The sequence below is a fragment of the Microbispora bryophytorum genome, from assembly GCF_006874465.1.
GTDB classification, from domain to species: Bacteria; Actinomycetota; Actinomycetes; order Streptosporangiales; family Streptosporangiaceae; genus Microbispora; species Microbispora bryophytorum.
The window spans coordinates 596,943-623,250 of the sequence record NZ_VIRL01000002.1 but is presented as its reverse complement, the minus strand read 5'-3'; the positions used below and the strand labels follow the sequence as shown (position 1 = coordinate 623,250).

The window sequence follows — 26,308 nt, the reverse complement described above, 5'->3', positions numbered from 1 at the left end:
GCCCGACCAGGGATGCATCAGAACTGTCCGCACTTGGATGCGGAGTCGTAATAACTCCTCAACTTAGCGGGACGGCCCCTGACCAGGAGTCTTCTCTCCCGCGATCAGCAGGGGGGCGGTCAGGCGGGCGGCTGGGCCTCGCCGCCGTTCTCGTTCACCACGATCTGGGCCACCTGGCGCATGCTCATGCGCCGGTCCATGGACGCCTTCTGGATCCACCGGAAGGCCTGCGGCTCCGTCCACCCGTGCTGGGCCATGAGCAGGCCTTTCGCGCGTTCCACGAGCTTCCTGGTCTCCAGCCGCTCCGACAGCGTGGAGACCTCCTTCTCCAGCGCGGCGATCTCCTCGTGCCGGCTGACCGCCATCTCGATGGCCGGAACCAGGTCGCCCTTGGTGAACGGCTTGACCAGGTAGGCCATCGCGCCCGCGTCCCTGGCCCGCTCGACCAGGTCGCGTTGCGAGAACGCGGTGAGGATGAGGCACGGCGCGATGCGTTCGGAGACGATCCGCTCGGCCGCGGAGATCCCGTCGAGCACGGGCATCTTGACATCCAGGATCACCAGGTCGGGCCGGAGCTCCATGGCGAGTTTGACCGCCGTCTCACCATCGCCGGCCTCGCCGACCACGGCGTAACCGTCCTCCTCGAGCATCTCCTTCAGGTCGAGGCGAATCAACGCCTCGTCTTCCGCGATCACCACTCGCCGCTGCGTACTCACGCACAAGAGGTTACCGACGTCCGCTACATTAGGACCACGGCAGGGGACGCCCTAAGCGATCTCGAAGCAAGATCGATTGCTGTCTGGTATCCATTGCCGAAACCGGACAAATCCGGAAATAGCCCCGATAGACCAATCGGCAGAGTCGATGGCCTCAAAATCCATTCAGTGTGGGTTCGAATCCCACTCGGGGCACTTGCGCCAAAAGTGGCCCCCTGAGAAGCCGTCAGGACGACGAGGGGGCGTGGTTGCACGCCAGCGGCATGCGGCTTCGTGGTCTCCAGGCCGGACGCCACGAGGAACGGTCACAGGAACTCGATCCCGCGCCGGATGATGTCGAAGCTCTCACCCTCGCCGCCGAGCCACCACACGACGCTGCCCACGAGTACGTCGGCGAGCCAGAGCAGCGGCTCGTCCGTCGATCTCCTCCACCGCGCTCGCAGGCCTCGCTCGACTCGACCGGCCCCGAACGCCAAGAGAGCCACAGTGGGCCAGATGGTACGCCATGTAACCGACACATCACCCTTAGTGTGCGAGATCAGGTGTCGGGGAGGAGACGGACGGCGTCGAGGGCGAGGGAGAGCTCGACGACGTCCAGGGGACGGGCCGGCGACCGGCCGGTGAGCTGCTCGATGCGGCGCACCCGGTTGAAGACGGTGTTGCGGTGGCAGTAGAGCTCCGCCGCCGCCCGGGCGGCGGACCCCTCGCAGCGCAGCCACGCCTCCAGCGTCGCGAGCAGCACACCGCCGTCGGGTGAGGCGATGACCGGGCCGAGAACGCCGTCCGCGAGGCGCTCGGCCAGCTCCGGCTGGCAGACCACCAGGGCCGCGGGCAGCCGCCGGTCGAGCCGCGCGATCTCCGGCGCGGTCCCCGAGCAGGTGCGCATGGCCACCTCCGCCAGGCGGCGGGCCGTGCCGAGGTCGGCGAGGCTGTCCACCACCGGGCTGACGCCGGCGCTCGCGCAGACGACCGGGGTGAGCGCGGCGACCAGGTCGTCCAGCTCCCGGTCGCCGAGGTGCACCACCGCCATCTCCAGGTCCGGGCGCATGCGCCACAGGAAGCGCAGCCCGCCGATCTCGTCGGGGCGGTGCACGCGGTCGGGCTGCGCGGGCAGCCGCGTTGCGACGACCGCATAGCGACCGTGCTCCGGCAGGCCGAGGGCGTCGGCGGCCACCCCGGCCACGGCGGAGTCGGCGCGCCCCTCCAGGAGGGCGTCGAGCATGGCGTTGACGCGCTGGTTGGTCCGGCCGAGCAGCTCGTTCTCCCGGCGGCGGTAGGCGTCGGCCGCCGCCACGGCCTGGCGGTCGATGGCGTGCCACAGGTGGGTGGCGCTGCGCAGCAGTGCGGGCAGCCGCTCCTGACCCTGGTCGCCGATGATGTCGATGACGCCGTTCCAGGTGACCTGCGCGGCCAGGCGGTAGCTGCGCATGAGCGAGTCCAGCGGGAGCCCGAACTCGGCCCGCCTGCGCCCGACCGTCTGGGCGTACGCGACGTCGCGCCGCTCGTGCCGCGGCTGCAGGATCGCGGTGATGCCGATGCGCAGCCCCTCGTGGGTGCTCTTCCAGTGGTCCTCGAAGGGGACCGTCATGCGGTAGGCCTCGTCGCTTTCCCTGCCGCGCCTCACCAGCTCGTCGGCGAGCTCGGGGAGCCGTTCCAGCAGGCCTGCGGCGGAGGTCCGCAGCAGTTCCCGGACTTCGGATTCCGTCCTGGACCTCATGTCCCGAATGTGCCAGCCGGCGGCGTCCGGAACAAGGTTCGGTTTTCGTTTCGTGATGCGGGATTGTGCTGGAGCACAGGGCACCGCCGGCGGGCATGGGCTGGGGTCCCGACTTGACTCCCGGCGCTGGACGCCCCTCGACCACGGTGGGTTGGGTGTGCCTTCATCGAAGTCACAGGAGGCGCGGATGTCTGGTGAGGCGGGTCCGGGGATCGGCGGCCCGGAGACGGTGGGGCCGGGGACCGCGGCTCCGGGGACCGTCGACCCGGGGATCGCGGCTCCCGGGACTGTGGATCAGAGGAGTGAGGGCCTCGACATCAGGGGCTTGGAGGTGCGGTATGGCCCCGTGCGCGCCCTGCGGGGCGTCCACCTGGCCGTGCCCCGGGGCGCGGTGGCGGCGGTGCTCGGCGCGAACGGCGCGGGCAAGACGACGCTGCTGCGCGCCGTCTCGGGGACGCTGCGGTTCCACCGGGGCGCGATCACGTCGGGAACGGTCGCCTTCGGCGGATCCCGCCTCGACGGAGTGCCGGCCGCGGCCGTCGTACGACGCGGCGTGGTCCAGGTGCCGGAGGGACGGCGGGTGTTCGCCCGGATGACGGTGGCCGAGAACCTCCGCGCCGGAGCGCTGAGCGTGCCGGGCAGGCGCGCCGCGGCGGCCCGTGAGCGGGTGCTGGAGCTCTTCCCGGTGCTGGCCGAGCGGGCCCACCAGCGGGCGGGACTGCTGTCGGGCGGCGAGCAGCAGATGCTGGCGATCGGCCGGGCGCTCATGGCCGGGCCCTCGCTGCTGCTGCTCGACGAGCCCACGCTCGGGCTCGCGCCGCTGATGGCGGCCCGGATCGCCGACACCGTGCGCCAGATCAACGCCCAGGGGACGTCGGTGCTGCTCGTGGAGCAGAACGCCGCGATGGCGCTCGCGCTGGCCGAGCGGGCGTACGTGCTTGAGGTGGGCGAGGTGACGCTGTCGGGACCGGCGGCGGACCTCGCGGCCAGCGACGAGGTGCGCCGCCGTTACCTCGGCGTCGGCGTGCCCGAAACAGACCGACCGGTCGGTACCGACCCCGGCCCAGCTCACGAGAGGCCCGAGAGGACCAGGTTGGCGAGATGGACGGCATGACCCTCCGCCGCGGCGAACCGCACGCACACCCGTTGAGGCGTCCGCGCGCGCCCAAGAGAAACCAACCGGTCGGTTCGGCCAGCGGCGACGGCCCGCCGGAACTCGTGGTCAGCGAGGTGACGGTCCGCTTCGCCGGGCTCACCGCGCTCGACGCGGTGAGCTTCACCGTGGCCCCCGGCAGCGTGCACGCTCTGATCGGTCCGAACGGCGCGGGCAAGTCCACCTGCTTCAACGTGCTGTCGGGCGTCTACCGCGCCGCCTCCGGCAGCGTCCGCTTCGGCGGCGCCGAGCTGACCTCGCTGCGCCCGCACCGGGTGGCGGCGCTGGGCGTGGCGCGGACGTTCCAGAACATCGCCCTGTCGCCGCACCTGACGGTCCGCGACAACCTCATGCTCGGCCGGCATCGCCTGACCCGTGCCGGCTTCGTCTCGGCCGGCCTGCGGCTGCCCTCGGCCAGGCGCGAGGCCGTACGGCACGGCGCGCGCGTGGCGGAGATCGCCGAGTTCGCCGGCGTCGGCGACGCGCTGACCATCGCGGTGGGGCTGCTGCCGTACGGCGTGCAGAAGCGGGTGGAGCTGGCCCGGGCGCTGTGCATGGAGCCGCGGCTGCTCCTGCTGGACGAGCCGGTGGCGGGGATGAACGGCGGCGAGCGGCGGGAGATGGCCGGCCTCATCGGGTCGGTGCGCGAGAGCCTCGGCATCTCGATCCTGCTGGTCGAGCACGACATGGGCATGGTCATGCGGATCGCCGACGCGGTGACCGTGCTCGACTTCGGCAGGCGGATCGCGGACGGGCCGCCCGAGGAGGTCCAGCGCGACCCCGAGGTGATCCGCGCCTATCTGGGCGACTACGGAGAGGGCGACTCCGGCGGCCCCTCCGCCGGGCGGGAGCAGGCGTGATGGCGGTCTTCCTGGAGCTGCTCGTCAACGGGATCTCGGTCGGGGCCGTGTACGCGCTGATCGCGCTCGGCTTCGTGGTGATCTTCAAGGCGACCGAGGTGGTCAACTTCACCCACGCGTCGCTGCTGCTGGCCGGCGGCTACGCGATCGCCTGGCTGCACCCGCTGATCGGGTTCTGGGCGGCGGTGGCGGCCGGGATCGCGGCGGCGGCGCTGGTCGGCGCGCTGGTGGAGTTCCTGATCCTGCGCCGGGCGCACGTCGGCTCGCGCGGCGTGCTGGCCATCGTCACGATCGGCGTGGACATCCTGCTCACGACCGAGCTCACCCGCCGGATCGGCACCGAGGTGCTCGCCCTCGGCGACCCCTGGGGCGACCGGGTGCTGCGTATCGGCCCGGTCACGGTCGCCGAGACCCGCGTCGTGGCCCTCGCGGTCGCCGCCGCGCTGATTGTGGCGTTCCTGCTCGCGTTCAAGTTCACCGGCTGGGGTGTGGCGATGCGCGCCACGGCCGAGGACGCGGAGACCGCAGCGCTGATGGGCGTGCGGCTCGGCCGGGTCTCGCTCAGCGCGTGGGCCGTCGCCGGGGCGCTGGCCGCGGTCGCGGCGATGTTCCTGTGCGTCTTCCCGACGCCGGGCCTGGACAGGGGAACGGCGGCGGCGGCGATGAAGGCGTTCCCCGCCGCCATCCTCGGCGGCCTCGACTCGACCACGGGCGCGCTGGCCGGCGGGCTGATCGTGGGCGTCACCGAGACGCTGATGAGCGGCTACCAGAGCGAGCTCGCCTTCCTGGGCCGCGGCATCGGCGACGCGGCGCCGTTCCTCGTGATGATCGTGATCCTGCTGCTGCGGCCCTCCGGGCTGTTCGGCACGAAGGAGCCGGCCCGTGTCTGAGCCCACGCCCACAGCCGTAGCGCGGACCCTGCGGGCCGCGCTGTGCGTCGCGGTGCTCGCGGCGGCCGTCGCGGTGCCCTTCTACCTGGAGGGGTTCTGGCTGCAGGCGGGGCTGTTCGCGATGTCGGCGGCGATCGGCGCGATCGGGATCAACCTGCTGACCGGGGCGACCGGGCAGCTGTCCCTCGGGCATGCCTTCTTCCTCGCGGTCGGGGCGTACTCCTACGTCTTCCTGTCGTCCGACCTGGGGCTGCCGACGCCGCTCGCGGCCGTGGCGGCGGTGATCGTCGCGGGGGTGTCCGGCGGTCTGTTCAGCCCGATCGCGGGCCGCCTCAAGGGCGCCTACCTGGGCATCGCCACGCTCGCCCTGATCTTCGTCGGCCAGCACATCCTGTTCAACGCCGAGCCGGTGACCGGCGGCTTCAACGGACGGCCGGTGCCGCCGATGGAGTTGTTCGGCCTCGTCTTCGCCGACACCCCTGAGCTGGTGGTGCTGAACGTGCCGTTCGGCTCGCTCGAACGGCTGTGGTTCCTCGGGATCGCGCTGCTCGCGGGCGCGGCGGCGTTCGCCAGGGGCGTGCTGCGCGGCCGTCCCGGCCTGGCGATGAACACGATCAGGGACCACGAGATCGCCGCGGGGGTCATGGGCGTCCCGGTGGCCCGATACCGCGCGGGCGTGTTCGTCCTGTCGTCCATGTACGGCGGGCTCGCCGGGGTGCTGGTCGCCCTGGTCTTCCAGCAGGTCGTGCCGGACTACTTCGGCATGCTGCTGTCGCTCGACTACCTCGCGATGATCACGATCGGCGGCCTGGGATCGGTCGCCGGCGCGGTCGTCGGCGCCGCGTTCGTCTCCCTGCTCCCCCAGCTGCTCACGCGCTACAGCGACGCCCTGCCGCTGGTGGCCGAGCCGGGTTCCGGCGGGGTCTCTCCCGCCGAGGCCGCGCGGATTCTCTACGGCGCCGCCGTCGTCGCGGTGGTGCTGTTCCTGCCCGGCGGTCTGGCCGGGCTCGCCATGCGGCTCGGCCGCGTTCGATCCAAGGAGCTCAGATGGGCAAAATCGGCACCCGCACCGGCGTCGCGGCGTTAGCCCTGCTGTCCCTGGCCGTTGCCTCATGCGCGAGCGGCAAGGCCACGGGCGGTGACGCAGGCGCCGGCGCGGCGGCCGGCGGTGACGGGGTCACGACCGGCCCCGGCGTCACCGCCACCACGATCACCGTGAGCGCGCTCACCGACCTCACCGGCCCCTACGCGTCGTTCGGCAAGAGCCAGACGCAGGCGCAGCAGCTCTACTTCGACCAGGTCAACGCCGGCGGCGGGGTCTGCGGCCGCACCTACGAGCTGGTCGTGCGCGACCACGGCTACGACACGCAGAAGGCGGTGGCCGCCTACACCGAGGTCGCGCCCAAGTCGGCGGCGATCGTGCAGTTCATCGGTTCCCCGATGATCACCGCGCTGAAGCAGCGCATCGACGGCGACAAGCTGCTCACGATCCCGATGGCGTGGGCGACCACGCTGCTCGGCAGCCGGGCCATCCAGGTGACCGGCACGACGTACGACGTGGACATGATCAACGCCGTCGAGTTCCTCACCAAGGAGAAGGGGATCAGGTCCGGCGACAAGATCGGGCACCTGTACTTCGAGGGCGACTACGGCGAGAGCTCGCTCGACGGCTCGAAGTACGCCGCGGGCAAGCTCGGCCTGCGGATCGTCGAGCAGAAGATCAAGGCGACCGACCAGGACATGAGCGCCCAGGTGGCGGCGTTCAAGGCGGCCGGGGTGAAGGCCGTGCTCGTCTCGGTGGGGCCGCGGCAGACGGCCTCGCTGGTCGGCGTGTCCCTGGCCAAGGGCATGGACGTGCCGTTCGTCGGCAGCAACTCGGCCTACGCTCCGCAGCTTCTCGCGACCCCGGCCGGGCCGGCGCTGCTGAAGGACTTCTACTACGTGTCCGCGGGGACGCCGGTCAGCGCGCAGAACCCGGGGATGCAGCGGCTGGTGGCCGACTACCAGGCGAAGTATCCCGGCCAGACGCTCGACAGCGGCATCCCGACCGGCTGGAGCGCGGCGATGATCGTGGACGAGGCGATGAAGAAGGCGTGCGCGGCCAAGGACCTCACCCGGGAGGGCGTCCTGAACGCGCACCGCTCGCAGTCGAGCTTCGGCGGCGACCTCGGCACTCCGATGGACTTCACGTTCTTCGACAAGCCCGCCTCCCGGTCGTCATACGTGCTCAAGCCCGACAAGGCGGCGCTCGGCGGCGCTGTGGTCTTCAGGGAGGCGGCGGTCTCCGAGCTGGCGAAGGACTACCCGGTGCCGGTGGGCTGAGCGCGACGGCCGCCGTGTCCACGCCGTGATGACTCGCTAGTATCCCCATGCCGAACAATCGTCTGGAGAATCGATGCGACGCACCATCTACGGCGAGGACCACGGGGCCTTCCGCGACCGCGCCCGGCGGTTCGTGACGCCGTTCGCGGTCGAGGAGGGCGTGCCCGGCTTCCACCGGGGGCGCGAGACGCCCGAGACCGCCGGCCGGGACCTCGGACGGTGAGCGGTCCCGCCAACGACCGGCCGGCGTATCCCCACTGGCGGGACGTGCCCACCCGGTGGAAGGACAACGACGTCTACGGGCATGTCAACAACGTCGTGCACTACTCGCTGATGGACACCGTGATCAACACCTGGCTGATCGAGGAGGCCGGGCTGGACGTCCACGAGGGCCGGGTGATCGGGCTGTGCGTGGAGTCGCGCTGCTCCTACCGGGCCTCGGTGTCCTTCCCGCAGGTGATCAGCGTGGGCCTGCGGATCGGACACCTCGGCCGCTCCAGCGTCCGCTACGAGCTCGCGCTGTTCGCCGGCGACACGCTGGTCGCCGAGGGCGACTTCACGCACGTCTTCGTGGACCGGCACACCCGCCGCCCCGTGGAGATCGGCCCGCCCCTGCGTCCCGCGATGGAACGCCTCCTCTCCCCACCCCCCGTGTAGCGGTTTCAGCGACCGTGGACGTTGACGGCCACGCCGCTCAGATGGCCCCCCTCGGCGATGTCCAGCAGCGCGGTCGCCACATCCGCCCGGGTCAGGCCGCGCGGCTTGGCCAGCAGCTCGCGACGGATCACGACCGCCCCTACGGCGGGCCGGTCGGTGAGCCGGGTCAGCCGGACGATGGTCCAGTCCAGGTCGCTGGCGTTCACGGCCTGCTCCAGGTCGCGAGCGTCGGCGTAGGGGGTGGCCAGCAGGCGGCGCAGCAGCCAGATGAGCAGGAACGGCTTGCGGGCGACGATCGGGTAGGGGGTGGTGACGATCAGCCGCTCGACCCCGGAATCGGTCATGGCCTGGATGATGGTGCGGGTGGCCTCGGCCGCGCGGTGCGGGTCGTCGCGGTCGCCGCCGTTGATGATGGAGATCACCGCGTCCGCGCCTTCCACGGCCGTGCGCATCTTGTCCAGGTCGCGGCCGTCGCCTTCGACGACGGCATGCGGCCGCGCCTCCAGGGCGGCGGCGTTGCGGGTGAAGGCGGTGACCCGGTGGTCGCGGCGCAGCGCCTCGGCCAGGACGTAGCGTCCGGTGCGGCCGGTGGAGCCGACGAGAGTGAGGTTCACGGCGTCACCGTCCGGGTGATCGACTCGACGCGCCGCGCCGGTCCGCCGGGCGCGGACCGCGCCACCCCGCACACGACGCTCATCGTGAGCATGCCCTCGGGTTCTGGGGTGTCCACCCCGCCGGGCTCCGGAGGTCCGGCGGCACGGTGACCAGGACGGCGACGGAACATGAGTGTTCTCCTTAGCGGCTGGAAGGCCGGTTGACGACGGCGATGGTGATGATCAGGATGAAAGCGGCCAGCGCGGTCAGGGTGCGCAGGTCGTGGAACAGCTCCCACCGCCGGAAGACCTCGGCGTAGCCGTCCGGGACCGGACCGGCGGCCCACTCGCGGAAACGCGCATGCAGCGGGACGTTGCCGAACACGGTGACGAGCAGCGAGGTCAGCGCCAGCGCACCGGCGCCGAGCGCCAGCCCGCGCGCCCGGCCGCGGCCGGCGATCGCCAGACCGAAGGTCGTGAGGATGGCCAGCGCCATCGCGCTCTGCATGACCGGCTCGTTGACCTTCATCATCGTGGTGTGGAAGGTCAGCCGCACATCCAGCGGAACGGCCCCGAACGTGGGGATCACGTTGGCCGCGCCGTACGCGAACGCGCCCGCGAGCAGGCCGGTGGCCAGCAACGCCGCCCCGTGGATATACCTGAATGGGGTTCCCATGAACGGCTATCGTCGTCCAGCCGGGGTTCGGCGGCGTCCCACCCACGGAGTCATCTGCCGCTACCCCACCGGGATCACCCCGCCCGCCCGGGGCTAGGACGCCGGGAGTAGTCCGCGACGGCGGGCGTCAGGCGAGGCTGTCGAGCCAGGCGCGGTGGAGGCGGGCGAACCGGCCCGCGCCGGCGACCAGGCGCTCCGGCGGGCCGTCCTCCACGATCCGGCCGTGCTCCATGACGAGCACCCGGTCGGCGATCTCCACGGTGGACAGGCGGTGAGCGATGATCAGTGCGGTCCGGTCGGCGAGGATCGTCCGCAGCGCCCGCTGCACGAGGCGCTCGCTGGGCACGTCGAGGCTGGAGGTGGCCTCGTCCAGGATCAGCACGGCGGGGTCGGCGAGGAACGCCCGGGCGAACGCGACGAGCTGCCGCTGCCCCGCCGACATGCGGCCGCCGCGCTTGCCGACCTGGGTGTCGTACCCGTCGGGGAGCGCGGAGACGAACGTGTGGGCGCCGATGGCCTCGGCGGCCCGCTCGATCTCCGAATCCGGCGCGCCGGGCCGCCCGAACCGCACGTTGTCCGCGACCGTCCCGCTGAACAGGTAGTTCTCCTGGGTGACCATCACCACGTGGCGGCGCAGGGTGTCCTCGTCCAGGTCGCGCAGGTCCACACCGTCGAGGAGCACCCGCCCGGCGACCGGGTCGTGGAACCGGGCGATGAGCTTGGCCAGCGTCGTCTTGCCCGCGCCCGTGGTGCCGACGACGGCCACGGTCTGCCCGGCGGGGATCACCAGATCGAGCAGCGGCAGCACCGGCGGGCCGTCGGAATAGGCGAACCGGACGGCCTCGAAGCGCAGCGCCCCGGCGGCGCGCGGCAGCGGCGCCGGGCTGCGGGGCTCGGCCACCGAGGGCCGCTCCTCCAGCACGCCCGACAGCTTCTCCAGCGCCGCCCCCGCCGACTGCAGGGCGTTGTAGAACTGGCTGATCTCCTGCATCGGCTCGTAGAACTGGCGCAGGTAGAGCAGGAAGGCGGCGAGCACGCCGACCGTGACGGTGCCGCGCAGCGCGAGCAGGCCGCCGTACAGCAGGACGGCGGCGACGGTGACGTTGCCGATCAGCTTGATCCCGGGCATGAACACGGCGACCAGGCGCATGCCGCGCGTGTTGGCGGCGCGGTAGTCCGCGTTGAGCCGCTCGAAGATCTCCTGGTTGCGCGGCTCCCGCCGGAACGCCTGCACCGCGCGGACCCCGGTCATCGACTCCACGAAGTGGACGATGACCAGCGCGACCGCCTCCCGCGTACGGCGGTAGGTGACGCTCGACTGACGACGGAACCACCGGGTGAACAGCAGCAGGACCGGCAGCGGCAGCAGCGCCACCAGGCCGAGGCGCACGTCGAGCACGAGCAGCATGACCGCGGTGCCGCAGAGCGTGAGCACGGCCGTGACCAGGCCGTCGAAACCGGAGTCGAGCAGCTCCGCGATGGCGTCCACGTCGGAGGTGAGCCGGGAGATGACCCGCCCGGAGGTGTACTTCTCGTGGAACGACAGCGACAGGCGCTGGAAGTGGCCGAAGACCCGGCGGCGCAGCTCCAGCAGGATGTCCTGACCGATCCGGCCCGACATCTGCAGGAACGCCTGCCGGGTGAGCGCCTGGGTGAGCGTGGCGGCCACGACCGCGCCCACGATCGCGAGCAGCGTGCCCGCGCCCTGCCCGCGCAGCATGGGCGGGATGCCGTCGTCGATGCCCGTCTTCACCAGGTACGGCAGGGCCAGCCCGGCGGCGTTGGACACCACGATGACCGCCGTGAGCACGCCGATGGCCCGGCGGTGCGGGCGCAGCAGGTCGCCGAGCAGGCGGCGCGACCGGGTGCGCAGCAGCAGGGAGACGCGCTCGGAGATCTCGTCGCGGTTCTCGGCGGCGACCCCGCGCCACACTTCCGTGTTCCCCGCGTCGCCTTCCGCGTCGCCTCCCGCGTCGCTGCCGGTCTCCTGAGTCATCGCATCGAGCCTTCGGGGTCGAGGTCGGCGTCCTGTGCGAGCAGTTCGCGATACTCCGGCACGGCCGACAGCAGGTCGCCGTGGCGGCCCACGTGGGTGACGGTGCCGTCGCGCAGCAGCGCCACCCGGTCGGCGAGCAGCACGGTCGAGGCGCGGTGCGCCACGACGATGCCGGTCGCCTCGGCGAGCACCCGCCGCAGCGCCTCCTCGACCAGCGCCTCGGTCTCCACGTCGAGCGCCGACAGGGTGTCGTCGAGGACGAGCACCCGCGGCCTGCCGATGACCGCCCTGGCCAGCGCGAGCCGCTGCCGCTGACCGCCCGACAGCGACATCCCCTGCTCTCCGATGCGGGTGTCGAGCCCCCACGGCAGGTCGTAGGCGAAGGTCGCCTGCGCGATCTCCAGGGCCTGCCTGATCTCTCCCTCGGTGGCGTGTCCGTGGCCGAGCGTCACGTTCTCGCGGACGCTCATCGAAAACAGCGTCGGCTCCTCGAACGCCGTGGCGACCACCGAGCGCAGCGAGGTCAGCGACAGGTCCCGCACGTCGTGCCCGTCCACGGTGACGCGGCCCGAGGTGACGTCGAGCAGGCGGGGCACGAGCGCGGTGAGCGTCGTCTTGCCCGACCCCGTGGCCCCCACGAGGGCGAGGGTCTCCCCCGGCCGCACCTCCAGCCACACGTCGCGCAGCACCGGCCGGTCGGCGCCGGGGAAGCGGAACCCGACGCCTTCGAAGCGCACGTGGCCGCGCGGGCGCTCGATGGCGGCCGGGCCGCCGCTGATCGCGGGCACGGTGTCGAGCACCTCGACGACCCGGTCGGCCGAGGTCATGGCCTCCTGGCCCATGGCGAGGATGTAGCCGAGCGAGGCGACCGGCCAGACGAGCTGGAGGACCAGCGTGGTGAAGGCGACCAGGGTGCCGAGCGTCAGCGCGCCGGCGCCGACCGCGATCGCGCCGAGCAGCAGGACCAGGGCGAGGGTGACGTTCGGCACGACTTCGAGGAAGGTGAAGAACCGGGAGGACAGCCGCACCTTGGCCAGCGAGGTGCGGCGGATCTCGCGGGCGGCGGCGGCGAAATTCGCGAAGACGTGCTCGCGCCGCCCGAACGCCTTGACCGTGCGGATTCCCACGGCCGACTCCTCGACCAGTGTGGCGAGGTCGCCCTGCTGGTCCTGCACCTGCCGGGAGATGACGATGTAGCGCCGTTCGAAGCGCAGCGCCAGCACCACGACCGGGACGGCGGAGACGGCGACGAGCAGGCCGAGCGGCCAGTACATCCGCAGGAGCACCACGGTGACCGCGGTGAGCTGCAAAATATTCATGATCAGGAACAGGACGCCGAAGCCGAGGAACCGGCGGATCGACGACAGGTCGGTCGTCGCCCTGGACAGCAGCTGGCCGGACTGCCATCCGTCGTGGAAGCTCATCGGCAGCCGCTGGAGATGACGGTAGAGGTCGTCGCGGATCGCGGTCTCGAGGCCGAGGACCGGCCCCGCCTGGGACCAGCGGCGGACGAACGTGAGGACCGCCTCGGCGACGCCGAGGCCGAGGGCCAGCAGCCCGAGGGGAACCAGCCCGCCGAGGTCCCCGTGGGCCACCGGGCCGTCGATGATCTCCTTGCTCACCAGCGGGATCACCGTGGCCGCGGCGATCCCGAACAGCGCGGCGAGCCAGGACACCACCAGGCTGGACACGTACGGGCGCAGGTAGGACCGCAACCGCCACAGCGAGCGCCACGACGACCGGCGGACAGCGTCGTCACCCGCGTCGGGCCCGGGTGCCTGAGGGGAGTCCAGTGCCTGAGGGGAGTCCATCAACGGGCGCAGCGCTCCTCCGGCATCTGACAGGAAAGGTCGACTCGCTCCTGCCATGCTCCGTCGAAGGGCGCCGCGCCTTCAAGGGGTTTTCTCCCGCCGCCGGGTGCCCCAGGCCGTGCGGCCCGGGGGAACCGGCCGCCTGGATCAGGTCGACGGGTGGGCGACCGCCGAGCCGATCGTGTGGACGCGCAGGGCGTTGGTGGAGCCGTGGTTGCCGGGCGGCGAGCCGGCGACGACGACGACCTTGTCACCCTTCTCGCAGACGCCGAGCGACAGCAGCGAGGCCTCCACCTGGCGCACCATGTCGTCGGTGTGATGCACGAACGGCACCTCGAACGTCTCCACGCCCCAGGTCAGCGCGAGCTGGCCGCGCACCTGCGGGTTGGAGGTGAACGCCAGCAGCGGGATCGACGAGCGGTAGCGGGCCAGGCGCCGGGCGGTCTCGCCGGACATCGTGAACGCCACCAGGGCCTTGGCCCCGACGATCGCGCCGACCTCGGCCGCGGCGCGGGCGATGGCGCCGCCGGTCGTCTCGGGCAGGCGATCCAGCGTGTGGGTGGCCTGCAGCGTGGTGCCCTCGGCGGCGACCGCGATGCGGGCCATCGTGGAGACCGACTCGATCGGGTAGGTGCCGACCGAGGTCTCCCCGGACAGCATCACCGCGTCCGCGCCGTCCATCACCGCGTAGGCGACGTCGGACGCCTCGGCGCGGGTGGGCCGGGGGGCGCTCATCATCGAGTCGAGCATCTGGGTGGCCACGATGACCGGGTGGGCCTTCTCCCGGCACAGCTCGATGATGCGGCGCTGGACGATCGGCACCTGCTCCAGCGGAAGCTCGACGCCGAGGTCGCCGCGGGCGACCATGACGCCGTCGAAGGCGTCCACGATCTCCTCGAGGCAGTCGACGGCCTGCGGCTTCTCGATCTTGGCGAGGATCGGGAGCCGGACGCCCTCCTCCTCCATGATCGTGTGGATGAGCGCGGCGTCGTCCGGCGACCGGACGAACGACAGGGCGATCATGTCGAAGCCGGTGCGCAGCGCCCAGCGCAGGTCCTCCTCGTCCTTGTCCGTGAGCGCCGGAGCGCTGACGGCGACGCCGGGGAGGTTGAGGCCCTTGTTGTCGGAGATCATGCCGCCGACGACGACACGGGTGACGACGCGCGGCCCCTCGACCGCGGTCACCTCGAGGTTCAGCCGGCCGTCGTCGACGAGGATCGTGTCGCCGGGCTTGACGTCGCCCGGCAGGCCCGGGTACGTCGTGGACACGAGGTCGCGGTCGCCGGGGACGTCCTCAGTCGTGATCGTGAAGACGTCGCCGAAGCCGAGCCGTACGGGGCCGGAGGCGAAACGCCCGACGCGGATCTTGGGGCCCTGGAGGTCGGCGAGGACGCCGACGGCGCAGCCCAGCTCGTCGGCAGCGGCTCTGACCCGGTCGAACACCTCCTTGTGCAACTCGTGGCTGCCATGCGAGAGGTTGAAGCGGGCGACATTCATGCCCGCCTGGATGAGCTCGCGTAGGCGCTCCGGTGAGGAGGTGGCGGGCCCGAGGGTACAGACGATCTTTGCTCGACGACTCACAGCACTACCCTAATTGGTACAGACCACTTGCAATGACGGCGCACACAGCTGTCGCCAAATGTTCAGACACTTCACGCGATCATCCGCGTGCCCTAGCCTAGGCAGCCATGGGACGTACCCGGACCTGGGGGGTAATAACGGCGCTGTTCACCCTGGCCGCGTGCGGAGGCCAGGGTACCGAATCGGGCGCACCCCCTGCGGGCGTTTCGGTGTCGCTGAACCAGTGGCGCAGCGATGAGACGGCCCACGAGCTGGAGGTGTCCGTGCGCAACGACGCCGGAACGCAGGTTCGTTTCCTGGACGTCCAGCTCGTGACCGGCTCGTTCGCGACGCTCCCGCCGACCCGCATGGACACCGCCCTCGGCCGGACGCCGCGCACGGACCTGCGGATCCCGTACGGCGAGGCGCGCTGCGACCCGGCGACGATCCCGCCGGTCAAACCGGCCACGGTGGTGGCGCACATCCAGGTCGGCGACGGGACGCCGCGCAAGGTGGTGTTCCCGGTGCACCACCCCGATCCCACGCTGGACGGGCTGGTGAAGGCCGAGTGCGGGGCCTACATCCTGCGCCGGTCGGTGGACGTGACGTTCGGCGACACCTGGACCCGCGTGGGCCGGACCCTCCAGGGGAACCTCGTCGTCACCAGGAAGGGCGGAGCGGAGCCGATCACCATCGACGACCTCGGCGCCACCACGCACTACACGATGCTCCCCCGCTCCCGGCACCCGCGCGGCGGCGAGCGCGGGCTGGTGGCCGTGCTCGCGGCGGACGCCACGCGGCTGGAGATCCCGGTGGAGGTCACCCCCATGCGCTGCGACTGGCACGCCTTCGCGGAGGCCAAGAAGGCCTACCTGTTCCCGATCTACGGCACCGTGGGCGGCGGCGAGAAGCGTTACCTCATCGCAACGCCCCCGGCTCCGGTGCAGCAGGCGTTCCTGTCGTACGCCCAGGACGTGTGCGGCGTCGGCGGATCCTGATCGCGAGACCGGCCCAGGAGACGAGCACCACGGCGATCACCGCACACCGCACGTGCCAGACGTACGCCTCCGGATAGACGACGCCCTCGATGTAGGTGTCGATGAAGCCGCCGGGCAGCAGGCCGCGCTCCCCCGCCCCGGCCCGCCCCCAGTTCTCCAGCGCGGTCAGCGGGCACTCCGCGAGCCCGGCGAGCTGCACCAGCCCCCAGGCGCACAGCGCGAGATGCGGCCAGATCAGCCGGGGCCGCCGCCAGGCGAGGAAGCCGCCCAGGGCGATGTAGGCGATGACGAGGAAATGCGCCGCCATCGTTGCCTGCCAGACGAGCCGGTAGATCATCGTTCTGCCCTCCTCCGCGAAGGAGGGTAGGCCGCCACGGCCCGCCGGGCATCCGGCGGACTACTCAGGCGCGTACTCAGGTGCGGACGAGCCCCAAGGCCGCCCGGGCAGGCCCAGGGCAGCCCCAGGAAGCGGCCCAGGAGAGAAGCACAGGGCAGCCCCCGGGCGGACCCGGGAAGAGCGCCCCGGGAAGGCTCAGGGCGCGGCGGTGGCGGCCCGGGCGGCGTCGACCAGGCCGTGGCCGAAGAAGCCGTTCTTGGCCGTGGGCCCCTCGCAGACCTGGCTCTCGCCCGTGCCGTACCGGTAGGTGCGGGGCGCCGGGCAGCCCTTCGGCGTCGCCGTCGCGTACAGCAGGCGCTCCACCTGCGCGGGGTCCATCTGGAGCCCGCCCTTGCCCGGCTTGCCGAACCGGCCGATGATCAGCGCCGCCACCCCGGTGACGTGCGGCGCGGCCATGGAGGTGCCCTCCATGTACTGGTAGTAGGCGCACGTGCCGTGGTGACAGTCGCGGATCACCGAGGACGTCTTCGGCTTGCCCGCGGCGTCGATGAGGCCCTTGGCGCGCATGACGTTCTCGGGAGCGGCGGCCAGGATCTCCCGGCTCGTGCCCTTGAGGTCGGTGCCCCCGTCGAACATGTCGCCACCCGGCGCGGCGATGTCGGTCTGCTCGACGCCGTAGTCGGAGTACGACGCCTTGCGCCCGCCGGGGCCGACGGAGGACACCGAGATGACGCCGTCCAGCTCGGCCGGGACGTTGAGGCAGGTGTTGTCGACGGACCGCTTCTTCTCCACGCCCTTCGGGAAGTCGGGGCTGGAGGAGTCGGTCTTCACCTTGCCGAGGTCGAGGCCCTCGTTCCCGATCGCGCTGACGAGCGTGACGCCGTGCGCGCGGGCGTACTTGACCGCGCGGCGCATGCCCTCCAGGATCGCCCGCTGCTCCAACTGCTCCCTGTTCGTGTCGCTCGGGTTGCTCGCGCAGTTGAACGTCCAGGGGTCCACGTAGAAGCTCATGTTGACCACGTCGACGCCGACGTCGGCGGCGTATTCCAGGGCGTCCATGGTGGGCTTGAGGAAGAAGAAGCCCGAGTCGGTGCCGGCGCGGAGGTTGACCAGCGACACGTCGGGGGCCACCCCGCTGACGCCGATGCCGTTGATCGGCGAGCCGATGGTACTCGCGACGTGGGTGCCGTGGCCGTCGTCGTCCACGTCGGCCGGGTCCTTGCAGCCCTTGTGCTCGCAGGGCCCGTCGAGCGCCTTGCCGTTGTCGTCGGTCGGCTGGTCCACGACGAAGTTGCGGCTGAGCGCCCGATTGAAGTTGGGCGCGATGTCGGGATGCCTGCCGTCGACGCCCGTGTCGATGACGCCCACCAGCACCTTGTGGCTGCCCCGGGCCTTGGCGTACGACCCGGCCGGGGTGGCGCCGATCATCTTCATATCCCACTGGCGGCCGGAGAGCGGGTCGCCGCCCTGTGCTGACCTGACATGCTTCGCGGCCGACCGGGCGTGCTCGGCGGCCCCGACGTGCTCGATGGGGCCGACGTTCTCGGCGGGCCGGACGCCGGAGGGCGCGGGCACGTCGGCGATCTTGCCGATGGGACGGTCGAGTGTCACGCCGATCACGGAGGGGTCGGCGCCGATCCTCTCGGGGTCGGACGCCCGCACGATGAGGTAGCCGAGCTTGTCGTCCCGCGCTTGGACCGTTCCTCCGGCCGTCTCGGCCGCCCGCTGCGCCGCGGCCGAGCCGCCGTCCTTGTAGAAGACCAGGTAGTTCTGCGCGGGCTCGGGCGCGGCCGCCGCCCCCGGCGGTGCCGCGGCCCCCAGCCCGCCGAGCAGCGTGATGGACATGATGGCCCCGGCGAGCCGCCCCCGTGCGTACAACGATCCTCCTCGATGGCGGGCCCCTGGTGCCGGGGCCCTCGTCCGGGCTCAGCATCCTCCCGGCAGCCGTATGCGCTCGCAACCCCGGCCACCGAAATGGCATATGCCCGCTTTATCACCTTGAGAGTGCCTGGCACGACCCAATCCCGGCGGCCGTGGTCCGGTCCCCTGGGACCACGGCCGCCGGCATCCCTCAGACGAGAGGCCGCGCCGTCGGCGGAATGGGAACGGGCAGGACGGTCCGCCCGCTCAGGTGGCGGTCCACGGCCGCCGCCGCCGACCGGCCCTCGGCGATCGCCCACACGATCAGCGACTGGCCGCGGCCCATGTCACCGGCCGCGAACACGCCCTCGACCGACGTCTCGTACGACGCGTTCCTGGCCACGTTCCCCCGGGCGTCGAAGAACGACTCCGGGTCACCGGACAGCGCCGCGAGGTCGTTCAGCAGCGGGCCCTTCTCCGGGCCGAGGAAGCCCATGGCGAGCGTCACCAGCTCGGCCGGGATCTCCCGCTCGGTGCCGGGGATCGGCGCGAACCCCGCCGCCGGGCCCTGGACCTCGACCAGGCGAAGCGCCCGCACGTTGCCCTCGTCGTCGCCGGCGAACCCGGTGGTGGACACCGCGTACACCCGGTCGCCCGCCCCGGCCTCCAGCTCCTCGTGCGCGCTCTCCATCTTGAACAGCATCGGGTAGGTCGGCCACGGCTGGCTGCCCGGACGGTCCACCGGCGGCCTCGGCATGATCTCCAGCTGGGTGACCGACAGGGCGCCCTGGCGGATCGCCGTGCCGATGCAGTCGGCGCCGGTGTCGCCGCCGCCGATCACGACGACGTGCTTGCCCTCGGCCGAGATCGGCGACTCGGCGTAGTCGCCCTCCTGGGCCTTGTTCGAGGGCGGGAGATACTCCATCGCCTGGTAGACGCCCTTGAGCTCGCGGCCGGGCACCGGCAGGTCACGCCAGGCCGTGGCTCCGCCCGCCAGCACGACGGCGTCGAACTCCTCGCGGAGCCGGTCCACGGTGACGTCGACGCCGACGTCGACGCCGGTGCGGAACTCGGTGCCCTCGGCCTCCATCTGGGCGAGGCGGCGGTCGACGTGCCGCTTCTCCATCTTGAACTCGGGAATGCCGTAGCGGAGCAGCCCGCCGATCCGGTCGGCCCGCTCGAACACGACGACGTCGTGCCCGGCGCGGGTGAGCTGCTGCGCGGCGGCGAGGCCGGCCGGGCCCGAGCCGACGACCGCGACCTTTCTGCCCGTCTTGGCGGCGGGTGGCTGCGGCGTGACCCAGCCCTCGGCGAAGGCGCGGTCCACGATCTCGACCTCGACCCGCTTGATCGCGACCGGGTCGGAGTTGATGCCGAGGACGCACGCCGACTCGCACGGCGCGGGGCACAGGCGGCCGGTGAACTCGGGGAAGTTGTTGGTCGCGTGCAGCCGCTCGATCGCCTCACGCCAGTCGTCGCGGTAGACGAGGTCGTTCCACTCGGGGATGAGGTTCCCGAGCGGGCAGCCGTTGTGGCAGAACGGGATGCCGCAGTCCATGCAGCGGGCCGCCTGCTTGGCGAGCGCGGGCCGGGGGAAGTCCTCGTAGACCTCGCGCCAGTCGCGGATGCGGACGTCGACCGGGCGGCGCGCCGGCAGCTCGCGCCCGTGTGTCAGGAACCCCTTCGGGTCAGCCAACGGTGTTACCCCCCTCTATCCCTGCAGGGAAACGGTCACGGAAACGGTCGCGGTGATTCGCATCGGCGTCACCCGTGGGCGGCGGACATGACCGCCTCGTCGATGTCGCGGCCTTCGGCCTCGGCGGCGGCCCGCGCCCGCAGGACCCGCTTGTAGTCGGACGGCATGACCTTCCCGAACCGGCCGAGCGCGGCGTCCCAGTCGGCGAGCAGCGCCTTGGCCACCGTAGATCCGGTCTCCGCGAAGTGCTTGTCGACGATCTCCCGCAGGAACTCGGCGTCGTCGTCGTCCAGCGCCTCCAGCTCGACCATCTCGCGGTTGACCCGCTCGGGCCGCAGGTCGAGCACGTACGCGACGCCGCCCGACATGCCGGCCGCGAAGTTGCGGCCTGTCGGCCCGAGGACGACGACCCGGCCGCCGGTCATGTACTCGCAGCCGTGGTCGCCGACGCCTTCCACGACGGCGGTCGCGCCGGAGTTGCGCACGCAGAACCGCTCGCCCACGACGCCGCGGACGAAGACCTCGCCGGACGTCGCGCCGTACAGGCCGACGTTGCCGGAGATGACCTGCGTCTCGGCCTCGAACGGCGCGTCGGGGTGCGGGCGGACGATGACGCGGCCTCCCGACAGGCCCTTGCCGAGGTAGTCGTTGGCGTCGCCGGTCAGCCGCAGCGTGATGCCGCGCGGCACGAACGCGCCGAACGAGTTGCCCGCCGAGCCGGTGAACGACACGTCGATCGTGTTGTCCGGCAGGCCGGCCCCGCCGTACCGCTTGGTCACCTCGTGGCCGAGCATCGTGCCGACCGTGCGGTTGACGTTGCGGATGGGCAGCTCCAGCGTGACCGGGTCGCCGAAGTTCAGCGCGCCCTCGGCGAGCTGGATCAGCGTGTTGTCCAGCGCCTTGTCGAGCCCATGGTCCTGGTCGACGACCTTGCGCCGCGGGGTGCCCTCGGGCAGCTCCGGCTGGTGCAGGATCGGCGACAGGTCGAGGCCGGAGGCCTTCCAGTGGTCGACCGCCCGGGTGGTGTCGAGCAGGTCGGCCCGCCCGATGACCTCGTCGAGCGAGCGGTAGCCGAGCTCGGCGAGGTACTCCCGCACCTCCTGGGCGATGAACTCGAAGAAGTTCACCACGAACTCGGGCTTGCCGCTGAACCGCTTGCGCAGCTCGGGGTTCTGGGTGGCCACGCCCACCGGGCAGGTGTCGAGGTGGCAGACCCGCATCATGACGCAGCCGGAGACGACCAGCGGAGCGGTGGCGAAGCCGTACTCCTCGGCGCCGAGCAGCGCCGCGATGACCACGTCGCGACCGGTCTTGAGCTGGCCGTCGGCCTGGACGACGATGCGGTCGCGCAGTCCGTTGAGCAGCAGCGTCTGCTGGGTCTCGGCCAGACCGAGCTCCCAGGGCGCGCCCGCGTGCTTGACCGAGGTCAGCGGGGAGGCGCCGGTGCCGCCGTCGTGGCCGGAGATCAGCACGACGTCGGCGTGGGCCTTGCTGACGCCCGCCGCCACGGTCCCGACCCCGACCTCGGCCACCAGCTTCACGTGGACGCGGGCGCGCGGGTTGGAGTTCTTCAGGTCGTGGATGAGCTGAGCCAGGTCCTCGATCGAGTAGATGTCGTGGTGCGGCGGCGGGGAGATGAGGCCGACGCCGGGCGTGGAGTGCCGGGTCCTGGCGATCCACGGGTACACCTTGTGGCCGGGAAGCTGGCCGCCCTCGCCGGGCTTGGCGCCCTGCGCCATCTTGATCTGCAGGTCGTCGGCGTTGACGAGGTATTCACTGGTCACGCCGAAGCGGCCGGAGGCCACCTGCTTGATCGCGCTGCGCCGCTCGGGGTCGTACAGCCGCTCGGGGTCCTCGCCGCCCTCACCGGTGTTCGACTTGGCGCCGAGCCGGTTCATCGCGATGGCCAGCGTCTCGTGCGCCTCCATGGAGATGGAGCCGTACGACATGGCGCCGGTGGAGAACCGCTTGACGATCGACTCGACCGGCTCGACCTCGTCGATCGGCACGGGCGCGCCGGCGGGACGCAGCCGGAACAGGCCGCGCAGCGTCATGAGCTTCTCGGACTGCCCGTCCACCAGGGACGTGTACTCCTTGAAGATCTCGTAGCGCCGGGTGCGGGTGGAGTGCTGCAGCTTGAAGACGGTGGTCGGGTTGAACAGGTGCGGCTCGCCCTCGCGGCGCCACTGGTACTCGCCGCCGACCTCCAGCCGCCGGTGCGGGTTCTCCGCGCGGGGGTAGGCCCGCGCGTGCCGCTCCAGCGCCTCCTCGGCCAGGACGTCGAAGCCGACGCCGCCGAGCCGGGAGGTGGTGCCGGCGAAGCACTGCTCGATGACCTCGGCGCCGAGGCCGAGGGCCTCGAAGATCTGCGCGCCGGTGTAGGAGGCGACCGTGGACACGCCCATCTTGGACATGACCTTCACCACGCCCTTGCCGTACGCCTTGATCAGGTTGCGCACGGCCTTGCGCGGGTCCAGTTCGAGGATGCCGAGATCCCCGCACATGTCCTCGACCGTCTCCAGCGCGAGGTAGGGGTTGATCGCGCTGGCGCCGTAGCCGATGAGCAGGGCCATGTGGTGGCACTCGCGGGCCTCGCCGGTCTCGATCACGAGGCCGACCCGGGTGCGGGACTTCTCCCGGATGAGGTGGTGGTGCACGGCGCCGGTGAGCAGCAGCGACGGGATCGGCGCCTTCTCGCGGGAGGACCCGCGGTCGGACAGCACGATGATCCGCGCGCCGTCCTCGATGGCCCGGGAGACCTCCTGGCGGATCTCCTCCAGCCGCCGCACCAGCGCCTCGCCGCCGCCGGCCGCGTCGAACAGGCCGGACACGACGTGCGGCTGGAAGCCGGGCAGCGCGCCCTCGTCGTTGATGTGGACGATCTTGGCGAGCTCGTCGTTGTCGATCACCGGGTAGGGCAGCACGAGCCGGCGGCACGAGGCCGGGCCGGGGTCGAGCAGGTTGCCCTCCGGGCCGATCGTCGACTGCAGCGAGGTGACGAGCTCCTCGCGGATGGCGTCCAGCGGCGGGTTGGTGACCTGCGCGAACAGCTGGCTGAAGTAGTCGAACAGCAGCCTCGGCTTCTCGCTCAGCACGGCCACCGGGGTGTCGGTGCCCATCGAGCCGATCGGCTCGGCGCCGTTCTTGGCCATCGGCGTGAGGATGACCCGCAGCTCCTCCTCGGTGTAGCCGAAGGTCTGCTGCCGCTTGACCAGCGCCTCGTGGGTGGGGTGCTCGTGCTCGCGCTCGGGCAGCTCCTCGAAGCGGACCAGGCCCGCGTGCAGCCACTCGCCGTACGGCTGGGAGGCGGCGAGCTCGGCCTTGATCTCGTCGTCCTCGATGATCCGGCCGCGCGCGGTGTCCACCAGGAACATGCGGCCCGGCTGCAGGCGGCCCTTGCGGACGATCTTCTCCTGCGGGATGTCGCACAGCACGCCCGCCTCGGAGGCGAGCACGACCAGGCCGTCGTCGGTGACCCAGAACCGGCCCGGGCGCAGGCCGTTGCGGTCGAGGACCGCGCCGACCAGCGTGCCGTCGGAGAAGGTGATGGACGCGGGGCCGTCCCACGCCTCCATGAGGGTGGAGTGGAACTCGTAGAAGGCCCGGCGGGCCGGGTCCATCTCGGTGTGGTTCTCCCACGCCTCCGGGATCATCATCAGCACGGCGTGCGGCAGCGACCGGCCGCCGAGGTGCAGCAGCTCCAGCGTCTCGTCGAACGAGGCGGTGTCGGAGCCGTCGGGGTCGCAGATCGGGAACAGCCGCCGCAGGTCGCCCGGGATCAGGCCGGTGGCGAGCATGGCCTCGCGGGCGCGCATCCAGTTGCGGTTGCCGCGCACGGTGTTGATCTCACCGTTGTGGGCGATGTACCGGTACGGGTGGGCCAGCGGCCAGGAGGGGAAGGTGTTGGTCGAGAAGCGCGAGTGGACCAGCGCGATGGCACTGACGTAGCGCTCGTCGGACAGGTCGGCGAAGAACGGCTCGACCTGCAGCGAGGTCAGCATGCCCTTGTAGACGATGGTCCGCGAGGACAGCGAGGAGAAGTAGACGTCCGCCTCGTGCTCGGCCCGCTTGCGGAAGGCGAACACGATGCGGTCGAGGTCGACGCCGCTCTCGCCGCCGGGCGAGGTCACGAACAGCTGCGCGAAGTGCGGCATGACCGCGCGCGCGGTGGCGCCGGGCAGTTCGCGGTCCACCGGCAGGCCGCGCCAGCCGAGGATGGTCACGCCCTCCTCGGCGGCGATCTGCTCGATGAGGCCGATCGTGGTCTGCCTGGCCTGCTCGTCCAGCGGCAGGTACGCGGTGCCCGCGGCGTACGCGCCCTCGGGCGGCAGCGCGAAGTCCACGACCCCGCGGAAGAACGCGTCGGGGATCTGGGTGAGGATGCCCGCTCCGTCGCCGGTGTCCGGCTCGCTGCCGCTCGCACCCCGGTGATCGAGGTTGCGGAGCGCGGTCAGTGCCTTGGCGACGATGTCGTAGCTGCGGCGACCGGCGACATCGGCCACCATGGCTACGCCACAGGCGTCGTGCTCGAATCCGGGGTCGTAGAGTCCCTGGGGCTCGGGGAGACCTCCGGGAAGGCCAAGGCGGGCAGCAGGCATGTAGTCACTCCCGTCGTCAACGTCTGCGTGGAACAGAGGGACGACGCTGGCCCTGCTGCGGTTGTAGTGCTTAGAGATTACAACACGCTGCCGGAATAGTGCCCCCCAGGTCCGCTTCGCGAACCTTCACAGGTCAGCGCCGTGGATATGGTTTGCGCATGAGTGGTCATGAGGCGATCGACGAACTGCTGGCGGAGGCCGGCGTGGACGGCCTGCGCCTGCGCGGAGCGCTGGCGCTCCTGTCCGGCGGCCGCTGGTGGACTCTGGGCGACCTGGTCAGGGAGACCGCGACGTCGCGGCGGACGATCGAGTCGCTGCTGCGTGTGCTCCCCCTTGAGCACAGCGGCGACCGTGTCCGTATCCCCAGTGATCAGGTCAACCGCTACAACGTCAGTATTGTTACGGATATTTCCGGTCTTGGGAATCCGGTCGCCGGAATGGTCGCGGAGCACTCCGCGACGCTCGAACGCCTGGAGACGCTGATCGCCGGGGCCCCCCGGGGACGGCACGCGCTCGACCACGTCTCCGCGACCGCCGAGACCGTGCTGCGCCGCGCCCTCCTGCTGGGGCGGCGGTTCTGGCTGCCCGGCGCCCGCCTGCTGTGCGTCGGCGACCACGACCTGACCTCGCTCGCCGTGCGGATGATCCACCCCGAGGCCGAGGTCGCCGTGGCCGACGTCGACGACCGCATCCTCGAGTACATCGACGCCCAGGACCTGGGGGTGCGCACCCGCTGGACCGACCTGCGCCTCGGCCTGCCCCCGTCGCTGCGCGGCTGGGCCGACCTCGCGATCACCGACCCGCCGTACACGCCCGAGGGGATCGGGCTGTTCGCCGCCCGCGCCGCCGAGGGCCTGCGCGACCGCGACCGGGGGCGGATCCTCGTGGCGTACGGCGCCTCGGAGCGCACCCCGATGCTCGCGCTGAAGGTACAAAAAGCCCTCTTCGACCTCAACTTGCTAAACGAGGCGATATTTCCGCACTTCAACCGGTATCACGGGGCGGAGGCGATCGGCAGCGCGGCGGACCTGTACGTCCTGCGGCCCACCACGAAGACGTGGCCGGCGATCGCCGCCCGGCTCGACCGCCTCGCCACGGCCATCTACACCCAGGGCCCCCAGTCCGTCGAGTCCGCCCCGGCGGCGCCGCCGGACGAGGCGGCCGTGACCGCGTTCGGGCCGGACCTGCTCGCCGGAGACTGGCCGCGCGGCCTGCTGCCGCAGGTGCCGCGCACCCGGCTCGCCACCCTGCTGGCCAAGCCGTACGCCGCCGACCCCGAAAGGGTGGCGATCGCCCTGCCGGCGGGGCTGGAGGCCGCGCTGCCCCGCCTGCTGCTCGCGACGCGCGCCCGGCATGTACGCGTGCTCACCGCGGGCCCGGTGGCGGACACGGTCGCCGACCTGCCCGAGCTCGCCGACCTGCTCGCCCCCGTCTATCGCCTGACCGCCGCGCCTTCGGAAGCGGGCCACGCCCTCGACGCCGTACGGCTCTCGCCCCCGGACGGCGGACCGGACCGGGTGGTGCGCAGGATCATGGACAGCGCCCACGGCAAGGTCGCCAACACCTGGCGCGAGGCGCTCACCGAGCCCGGGGCGACAGGATCGGCAGGGGCGGCGGGGCCCGCAGGGCCGGCAGGGGCGGCAGGGGCGGCAGGGCTCACCAAGCGGCAGGCCAGGGCCGCCGTCGAGGAGGCCGCGCCCTGGGCCCTCGACGCCACCCTGCTGGAGCTCCCCCTCCACCGCCTCGCCTGGATGAGGGCGCGAATCGACGCTCCCAGCCCGGCCTGACGACACCGGGCCGGGCGGATCGCGCCGGTCCTACCGCGCCAATCTGCCGTATGGGGCTGCCGTGTGGGGCTGCCGTGCCGG

At 71.8% G+C, this 26,308-nt stretch carries 22 protein-coding genes and 1 tRNA gene; 10 read left to right on the top strand and 13 right to left on the bottom strand.

Annotated elements, in window-relative coordinates:
• Positions 1 to 119: 119 nt before the first annotated feature.
• Positions 120 to 698: an ANTAR domain-containing response regulator gene (locus FLX07_RS07165; RefSeq protein ID WP_142568973.1), complete on the bottom strand. Its 579-nt coding sequence runs from the start codon at positions 696 to 698 to the stop codon at positions 120 to 122.
• A 139-nt stretch (positions 699 to 837) separates the two neighbouring features.
• Between FLX07_RS07165 and FLX07_RS07160 the strand changes: the two genes are divergently transcribed.
• A tRNA-Leu gene (locus tag FLX07_RS07160) sits at positions 838 to 911 on the top strand.
• A 110-nt stretch (positions 912 to 1,021) separates the two neighbouring features.
• Here the strand turns inward: FLX07_RS07160 and FLX07_RS07155 are convergent.
• The gene (locus tag FLX07_RS07155; protein ID WP_142568742.1) at positions 1,022 to 1,201 is read right to left on the bottom strand and encodes a hypothetical protein; all 180 of its coding nucleotides are present in this window, start codon (positions 1,199 to 1,201) and stop codon (positions 1,022 to 1,024) included.
• 53 nt (positions 1,202 to 1,254) lie between these two features.
• Positions 1,255 to 2,433, bottom strand: coding sequence for a PucR family transcriptional regulator (locus FLX07_RS07150; protein ID WP_142568740.1), 1,179 nt, complete (start codon positions 2,431 to 2,433; stop codon positions 1,255 to 1,257).
• Positions 2,434 to 2,620: 187 nt separating this feature from the next.
• On the opposite strand from FLX07_RS07150, the gene FLX07_RS07145 reads away from it, so the two are divergent.
• From FLX07_RS07145 to FLX07_RS07120, 7 genes are all read left to right on the top strand, one after another.
• Positions 2,621 to 3,547 carry an ABC transporter ATP-binding protein gene (locus FLX07_RS07145; RefSeq protein WP_142568738.1) on the top strand — a complete coding sequence of 309 codons (927 nt, stop codon included), beginning with the start codon at positions 2,621 to 2,623 and terminating at the stop codon, positions 3,545 to 3,547.
• The gene (locus tag FLX07_RS07140) at positions 3,535 to 4,446 is read left to right on the top strand and encodes an ABC transporter ATP-binding protein (RefSeq protein WP_229689647.1); all 912 of its coding nucleotides are present in this window, start codon (positions 3,535 to 3,537) and stop codon (positions 4,444 to 4,446) included. Before FLX07_RS07145 ends, FLX07_RS07140 begins: the two co-directional genes overlap by 13 nt.
• The gene (locus FLX07_RS07135; protein ID WP_142568736.1) at positions 4,446 to 5,336 is read left to right on the top strand and encodes a branched-chain amino acid ABC transporter permease; all 891 of its coding nucleotides are present in this window, start codon (positions 4,446 to 4,448) and stop codon (positions 5,334 to 5,336) included. Before FLX07_RS07140 ends, FLX07_RS07135 begins: the two co-directional genes overlap by 1 nt.
• On the top strand, positions 5,329 to 6,423 hold the full coding sequence (locus tag FLX07_RS07130) for a branched-chain amino acid ABC transporter permease (RefSeq protein WP_142568734.1): 1,095 nt from the start codon (positions 5,329 to 5,331) through the stop codon (positions 6,421 to 6,423). The genes FLX07_RS07135 and FLX07_RS07130 overlap by 8 nt, the downstream gene beginning before the upstream one ends.
• Positions 6,384 to 7,658, top strand: a complete 1,275-nt coding sequence (locus FLX07_RS07125; RefSeq protein ID WP_142568732.1) for an ABC transporter substrate-binding protein — start codon at positions 6,384 to 6,386, stop codon at positions 7,656 to 7,658. Before FLX07_RS07130 ends, FLX07_RS07125 begins: the two co-directional genes overlap by 40 nt.
• 73 nt (positions 7,659 to 7,731) lie before the next feature.
• Positions 7,732 to 7,881: a hypothetical protein gene (locus FLX07_RS36345; RefSeq protein WP_167748141.1), complete on the top strand. Its 150-nt coding sequence runs from the start codon at positions 7,732 to 7,734 to the stop codon at positions 7,879 to 7,881.
• Complete coding sequence (locus FLX07_RS07120) at positions 7,878 to 8,315, top strand: acyl-CoA thioesterase (RefSeq protein ID WP_142568730.1); 438 nt, start codon at positions 7,878 to 7,880, stop codon at positions 8,313 to 8,315. Before FLX07_RS36345 ends, FLX07_RS07120 begins: the two co-directional genes overlap by 4 nt.
• Before the next feature lie 5 nt (positions 8,316 to 8,320).
• On the opposite strand, the gene FLX07_RS07115 is transcribed toward FLX07_RS07120, so the two are convergent.
• The 6 genes from FLX07_RS07115 to pyk form a co-directional block, all read right to left on the bottom strand.
• Positions 8,321 to 8,929 (bottom strand): NAD(P)-dependent oxidoreductase, encoded by a 609-nt coding sequence (locus FLX07_RS07115; RefSeq protein WP_167748140.1) that lies wholly within the window; start codon positions 8,927 to 8,929, stop codon positions 8,321 to 8,323.
• A complete protein-coding gene (locus FLX07_RS36340) occupies positions 8,926 to 9,099 on the bottom strand; it encodes a hypothetical protein (RefSeq protein ID WP_167748139.1) in 174 nt (57 codons plus the stop codon). Before FLX07_RS36340 ends, FLX07_RS07115 begins: the two co-directional genes overlap by 4 nt.
• An 11-nt stretch (positions 9,100 to 9,110) precedes the next feature.
• Entirely contained in the window at positions 9,111 to 9,584 is a 474-nt protein-coding gene (locus tag FLX07_RS07110; protein ID WP_142568726.1) for an anthrone oxygenase family protein, read from the bottom strand.
• A gap of 127 nt (positions 9,585 to 9,711) precedes the next feature.
• Positions 9,712 to 11,580 carry an ABC transporter ATP-binding protein gene (locus tag FLX07_RS07105; RefSeq protein WP_142568724.1) on the bottom strand — a complete coding sequence of 623 codons (1,869 nt, stop codon included), beginning with the start codon at positions 11,578 to 11,580 and terminating at the stop codon, positions 9,712 to 9,714.
• On the bottom strand, positions 11,577 to 13,391 hold the full coding sequence (locus FLX07_RS07100; RefSeq protein ID WP_142568722.1) for an ABC transporter ATP-binding protein: 1,815 nt from the start codon (positions 13,389 to 13,391) through the stop codon (positions 11,577 to 11,579). The genes FLX07_RS07105 and FLX07_RS07100 overlap by 4 nt, the downstream gene beginning before the upstream one ends.
• 147 nt (positions 13,392 to 13,538) lie before the next feature.
• Complete coding sequence (gene pyk, locus FLX07_RS07095; RefSeq protein ID WP_142568720.1) at positions 13,539 to 14,972, bottom strand: pyruvate kinase; 1,434 nt, start codon at positions 14,970 to 14,972, stop codon at positions 13,539 to 13,541.
• 107 nt (positions 14,973 to 15,079) lie between these two features.
• Between pyk and FLX07_RS07090 the strand changes: the two genes are divergently transcribed.
• On the top strand, positions 15,080 to 15,949 hold the full coding sequence (locus FLX07_RS07090) for a hypothetical protein (RefSeq protein WP_142568718.1): 870 nt from the start codon (positions 15,080 to 15,082) through the stop codon (positions 15,947 to 15,949).
• Here the strand turns inward: FLX07_RS07090 and FLX07_RS07085 are convergent.
• From FLX07_RS07085 to gltB, 4 genes are all read right to left on the bottom strand, one after another.
• Positions 15,870 to 16,286, bottom strand: a complete 417-nt coding sequence (locus FLX07_RS07085) for a DUF2784 domain-containing protein (RefSeq protein WP_142568716.1) — start codon at positions 16,284 to 16,286, stop codon at positions 15,870 to 15,872. The two genes, FLX07_RS07090 and FLX07_RS07085, sit on opposite strands and share 80 nt — an antisense overlap.
• Before the next feature lie 195 nt (positions 16,287 to 16,481).
• On the bottom strand, positions 16,482 to 18,164 hold the full coding sequence (locus tag FLX07_RS07080) for a S8 family peptidase (protein WP_223852705.1): 1,683 nt from the start codon (positions 18,162 to 18,164) through the stop codon (positions 16,482 to 16,484).
• Between the two features lie 193 nt (positions 18,165 to 18,357).
• On the bottom strand, positions 18,358 to 19,842 hold the full coding sequence (locus tag FLX07_RS07075) for a glutamate synthase subunit beta (protein ID WP_142568714.1): 1,485 nt from the start codon (positions 19,840 to 19,842) through the stop codon (positions 18,358 to 18,360).
• Positions 19,843 to 19,910: 68 nt separating this feature from the next.
• Positions 19,911 to 24,440 (bottom strand): glutamate synthase large subunit, encoded by a 4,530-nt coding sequence (gltB, locus tag FLX07_RS07070; RefSeq protein WP_142568712.1) that lies wholly within the window; start codon positions 24,438 to 24,440, stop codon positions 19,911 to 19,913.
• Positions 24,441 to 24,598: 158 nt separating this feature from the next.
• Here gltB and FLX07_RS07065 point away from each other — a divergent pair, with 158 nt between their 5' ends.
• A complete protein-coding gene (locus FLX07_RS07065) occupies positions 24,599 to 26,227 on the top strand; it encodes a bis-aminopropyl spermidine synthase family protein (protein ID WP_142568710.1) in 1,629 nt (542 codons plus the stop codon).
• The last annotated feature ends 81 nt before the right edge of the window (positions 26,228 to 26,308 follow it).

What these genes read in the sequence shown, in the direction of transcription:
- FLX07_RS07150 (WP_142568740.1), bottom strand. Translation starts at nt 2,433, where the DNA reads ATGAGGTCCAGGACGGAATCCGAAGTCCGGGAACTGCTGCGGACCTCC.
- FLX07_RS07145 (WP_142568738.1), top strand. Translation starts at nt 2,621, where the DNA reads ATGTCTGGTGAGGCGGGTCCGGGGATCGGCGGCCCGGAGACGGTGGGG.
- FLX07_RS07140 (WP_229689647.1), top strand. Translation starts at nt 3,535, where the DNA reads ATGGACGGCATGACCCTCCGCCGCGGCGAACCGCACGCACACCCGTTG.
- FLX07_RS07135 (WP_142568736.1), top strand. Translation starts at nt 4,446, where the DNA reads ATGGCGGTCTTCCTGGAGCTGCTCGTCAACGGGATCTCGGTCGGGGCC.
- FLX07_RS07125 (WP_142568732.1), top strand. Translation starts at nt 6,384, where the DNA reads ATGGGCAAAATCGGCACCCGCACCGGCGTCGCGGCGTTAGCCCTGCTG.
- FLX07_RS36345 (WP_167748141.1), top strand. Translation starts at nt 7,732, where the DNA reads ATGCGACGCACCATCTACGGCGAGGACCACGGGGCCTTCCGCGACCGC.
- FLX07_RS36340 (WP_167748139.1), bottom strand. Translation starts at nt 9,099, where the DNA reads ATGTTCCGTCGCCGTCCTGGTCACCGTGCCGCCGGACCTCCGGAGCCC.
- FLX07_RS07110 (WP_142568726.1), bottom strand. Translation starts at nt 9,584, where the DNA reads ATGGGAACCCCATTCAGGTATATCCACGGGGCGGCGTTGCTGGCCACC.
- FLX07_RS07105 (WP_142568724.1), bottom strand. Translation starts at nt 11,580, where the DNA reads ATGACTCAGGAGACCGGCAGCGACGCGGGAGGCGACGCGGAAGGCGAC.
- FLX07_RS07100 (WP_142568722.1), bottom strand. Translation starts at nt 13,391, where the DNA reads ATGGACTCCCCTCAGGCACTGGACTCCCCTCAGGCACCCGGGCCCGAC.
- FLX07_RS07090 (WP_142568718.1), top strand. Translation starts at nt 15,080, where the DNA reads ATGGGACGTACCCGGACCTGGGGGGTAATAACGGCGCTGTTCACCCTG.
- FLX07_RS07085 (WP_142568716.1), bottom strand. Translation starts at nt 16,286, where the DNA reads ATGATCTACCGGCTCGTCTGGCAGGCAACGATGGCGGCGCATTTCCTC.
- gltB (WP_142568712.1), bottom strand. Translation starts at nt 24,440, where the DNA reads ATGCCTGCTGCCCGCCTTGGCCTTCCCGGAGGTCTCCCCGAGCCCCAG.
- FLX07_RS07065 (WP_142568710.1), top strand. Translation starts at nt 24,599, where the DNA reads ATGAGTGGTCATGAGGCGATCGACGAACTGCTGGCGGAGGCCGGCGTG.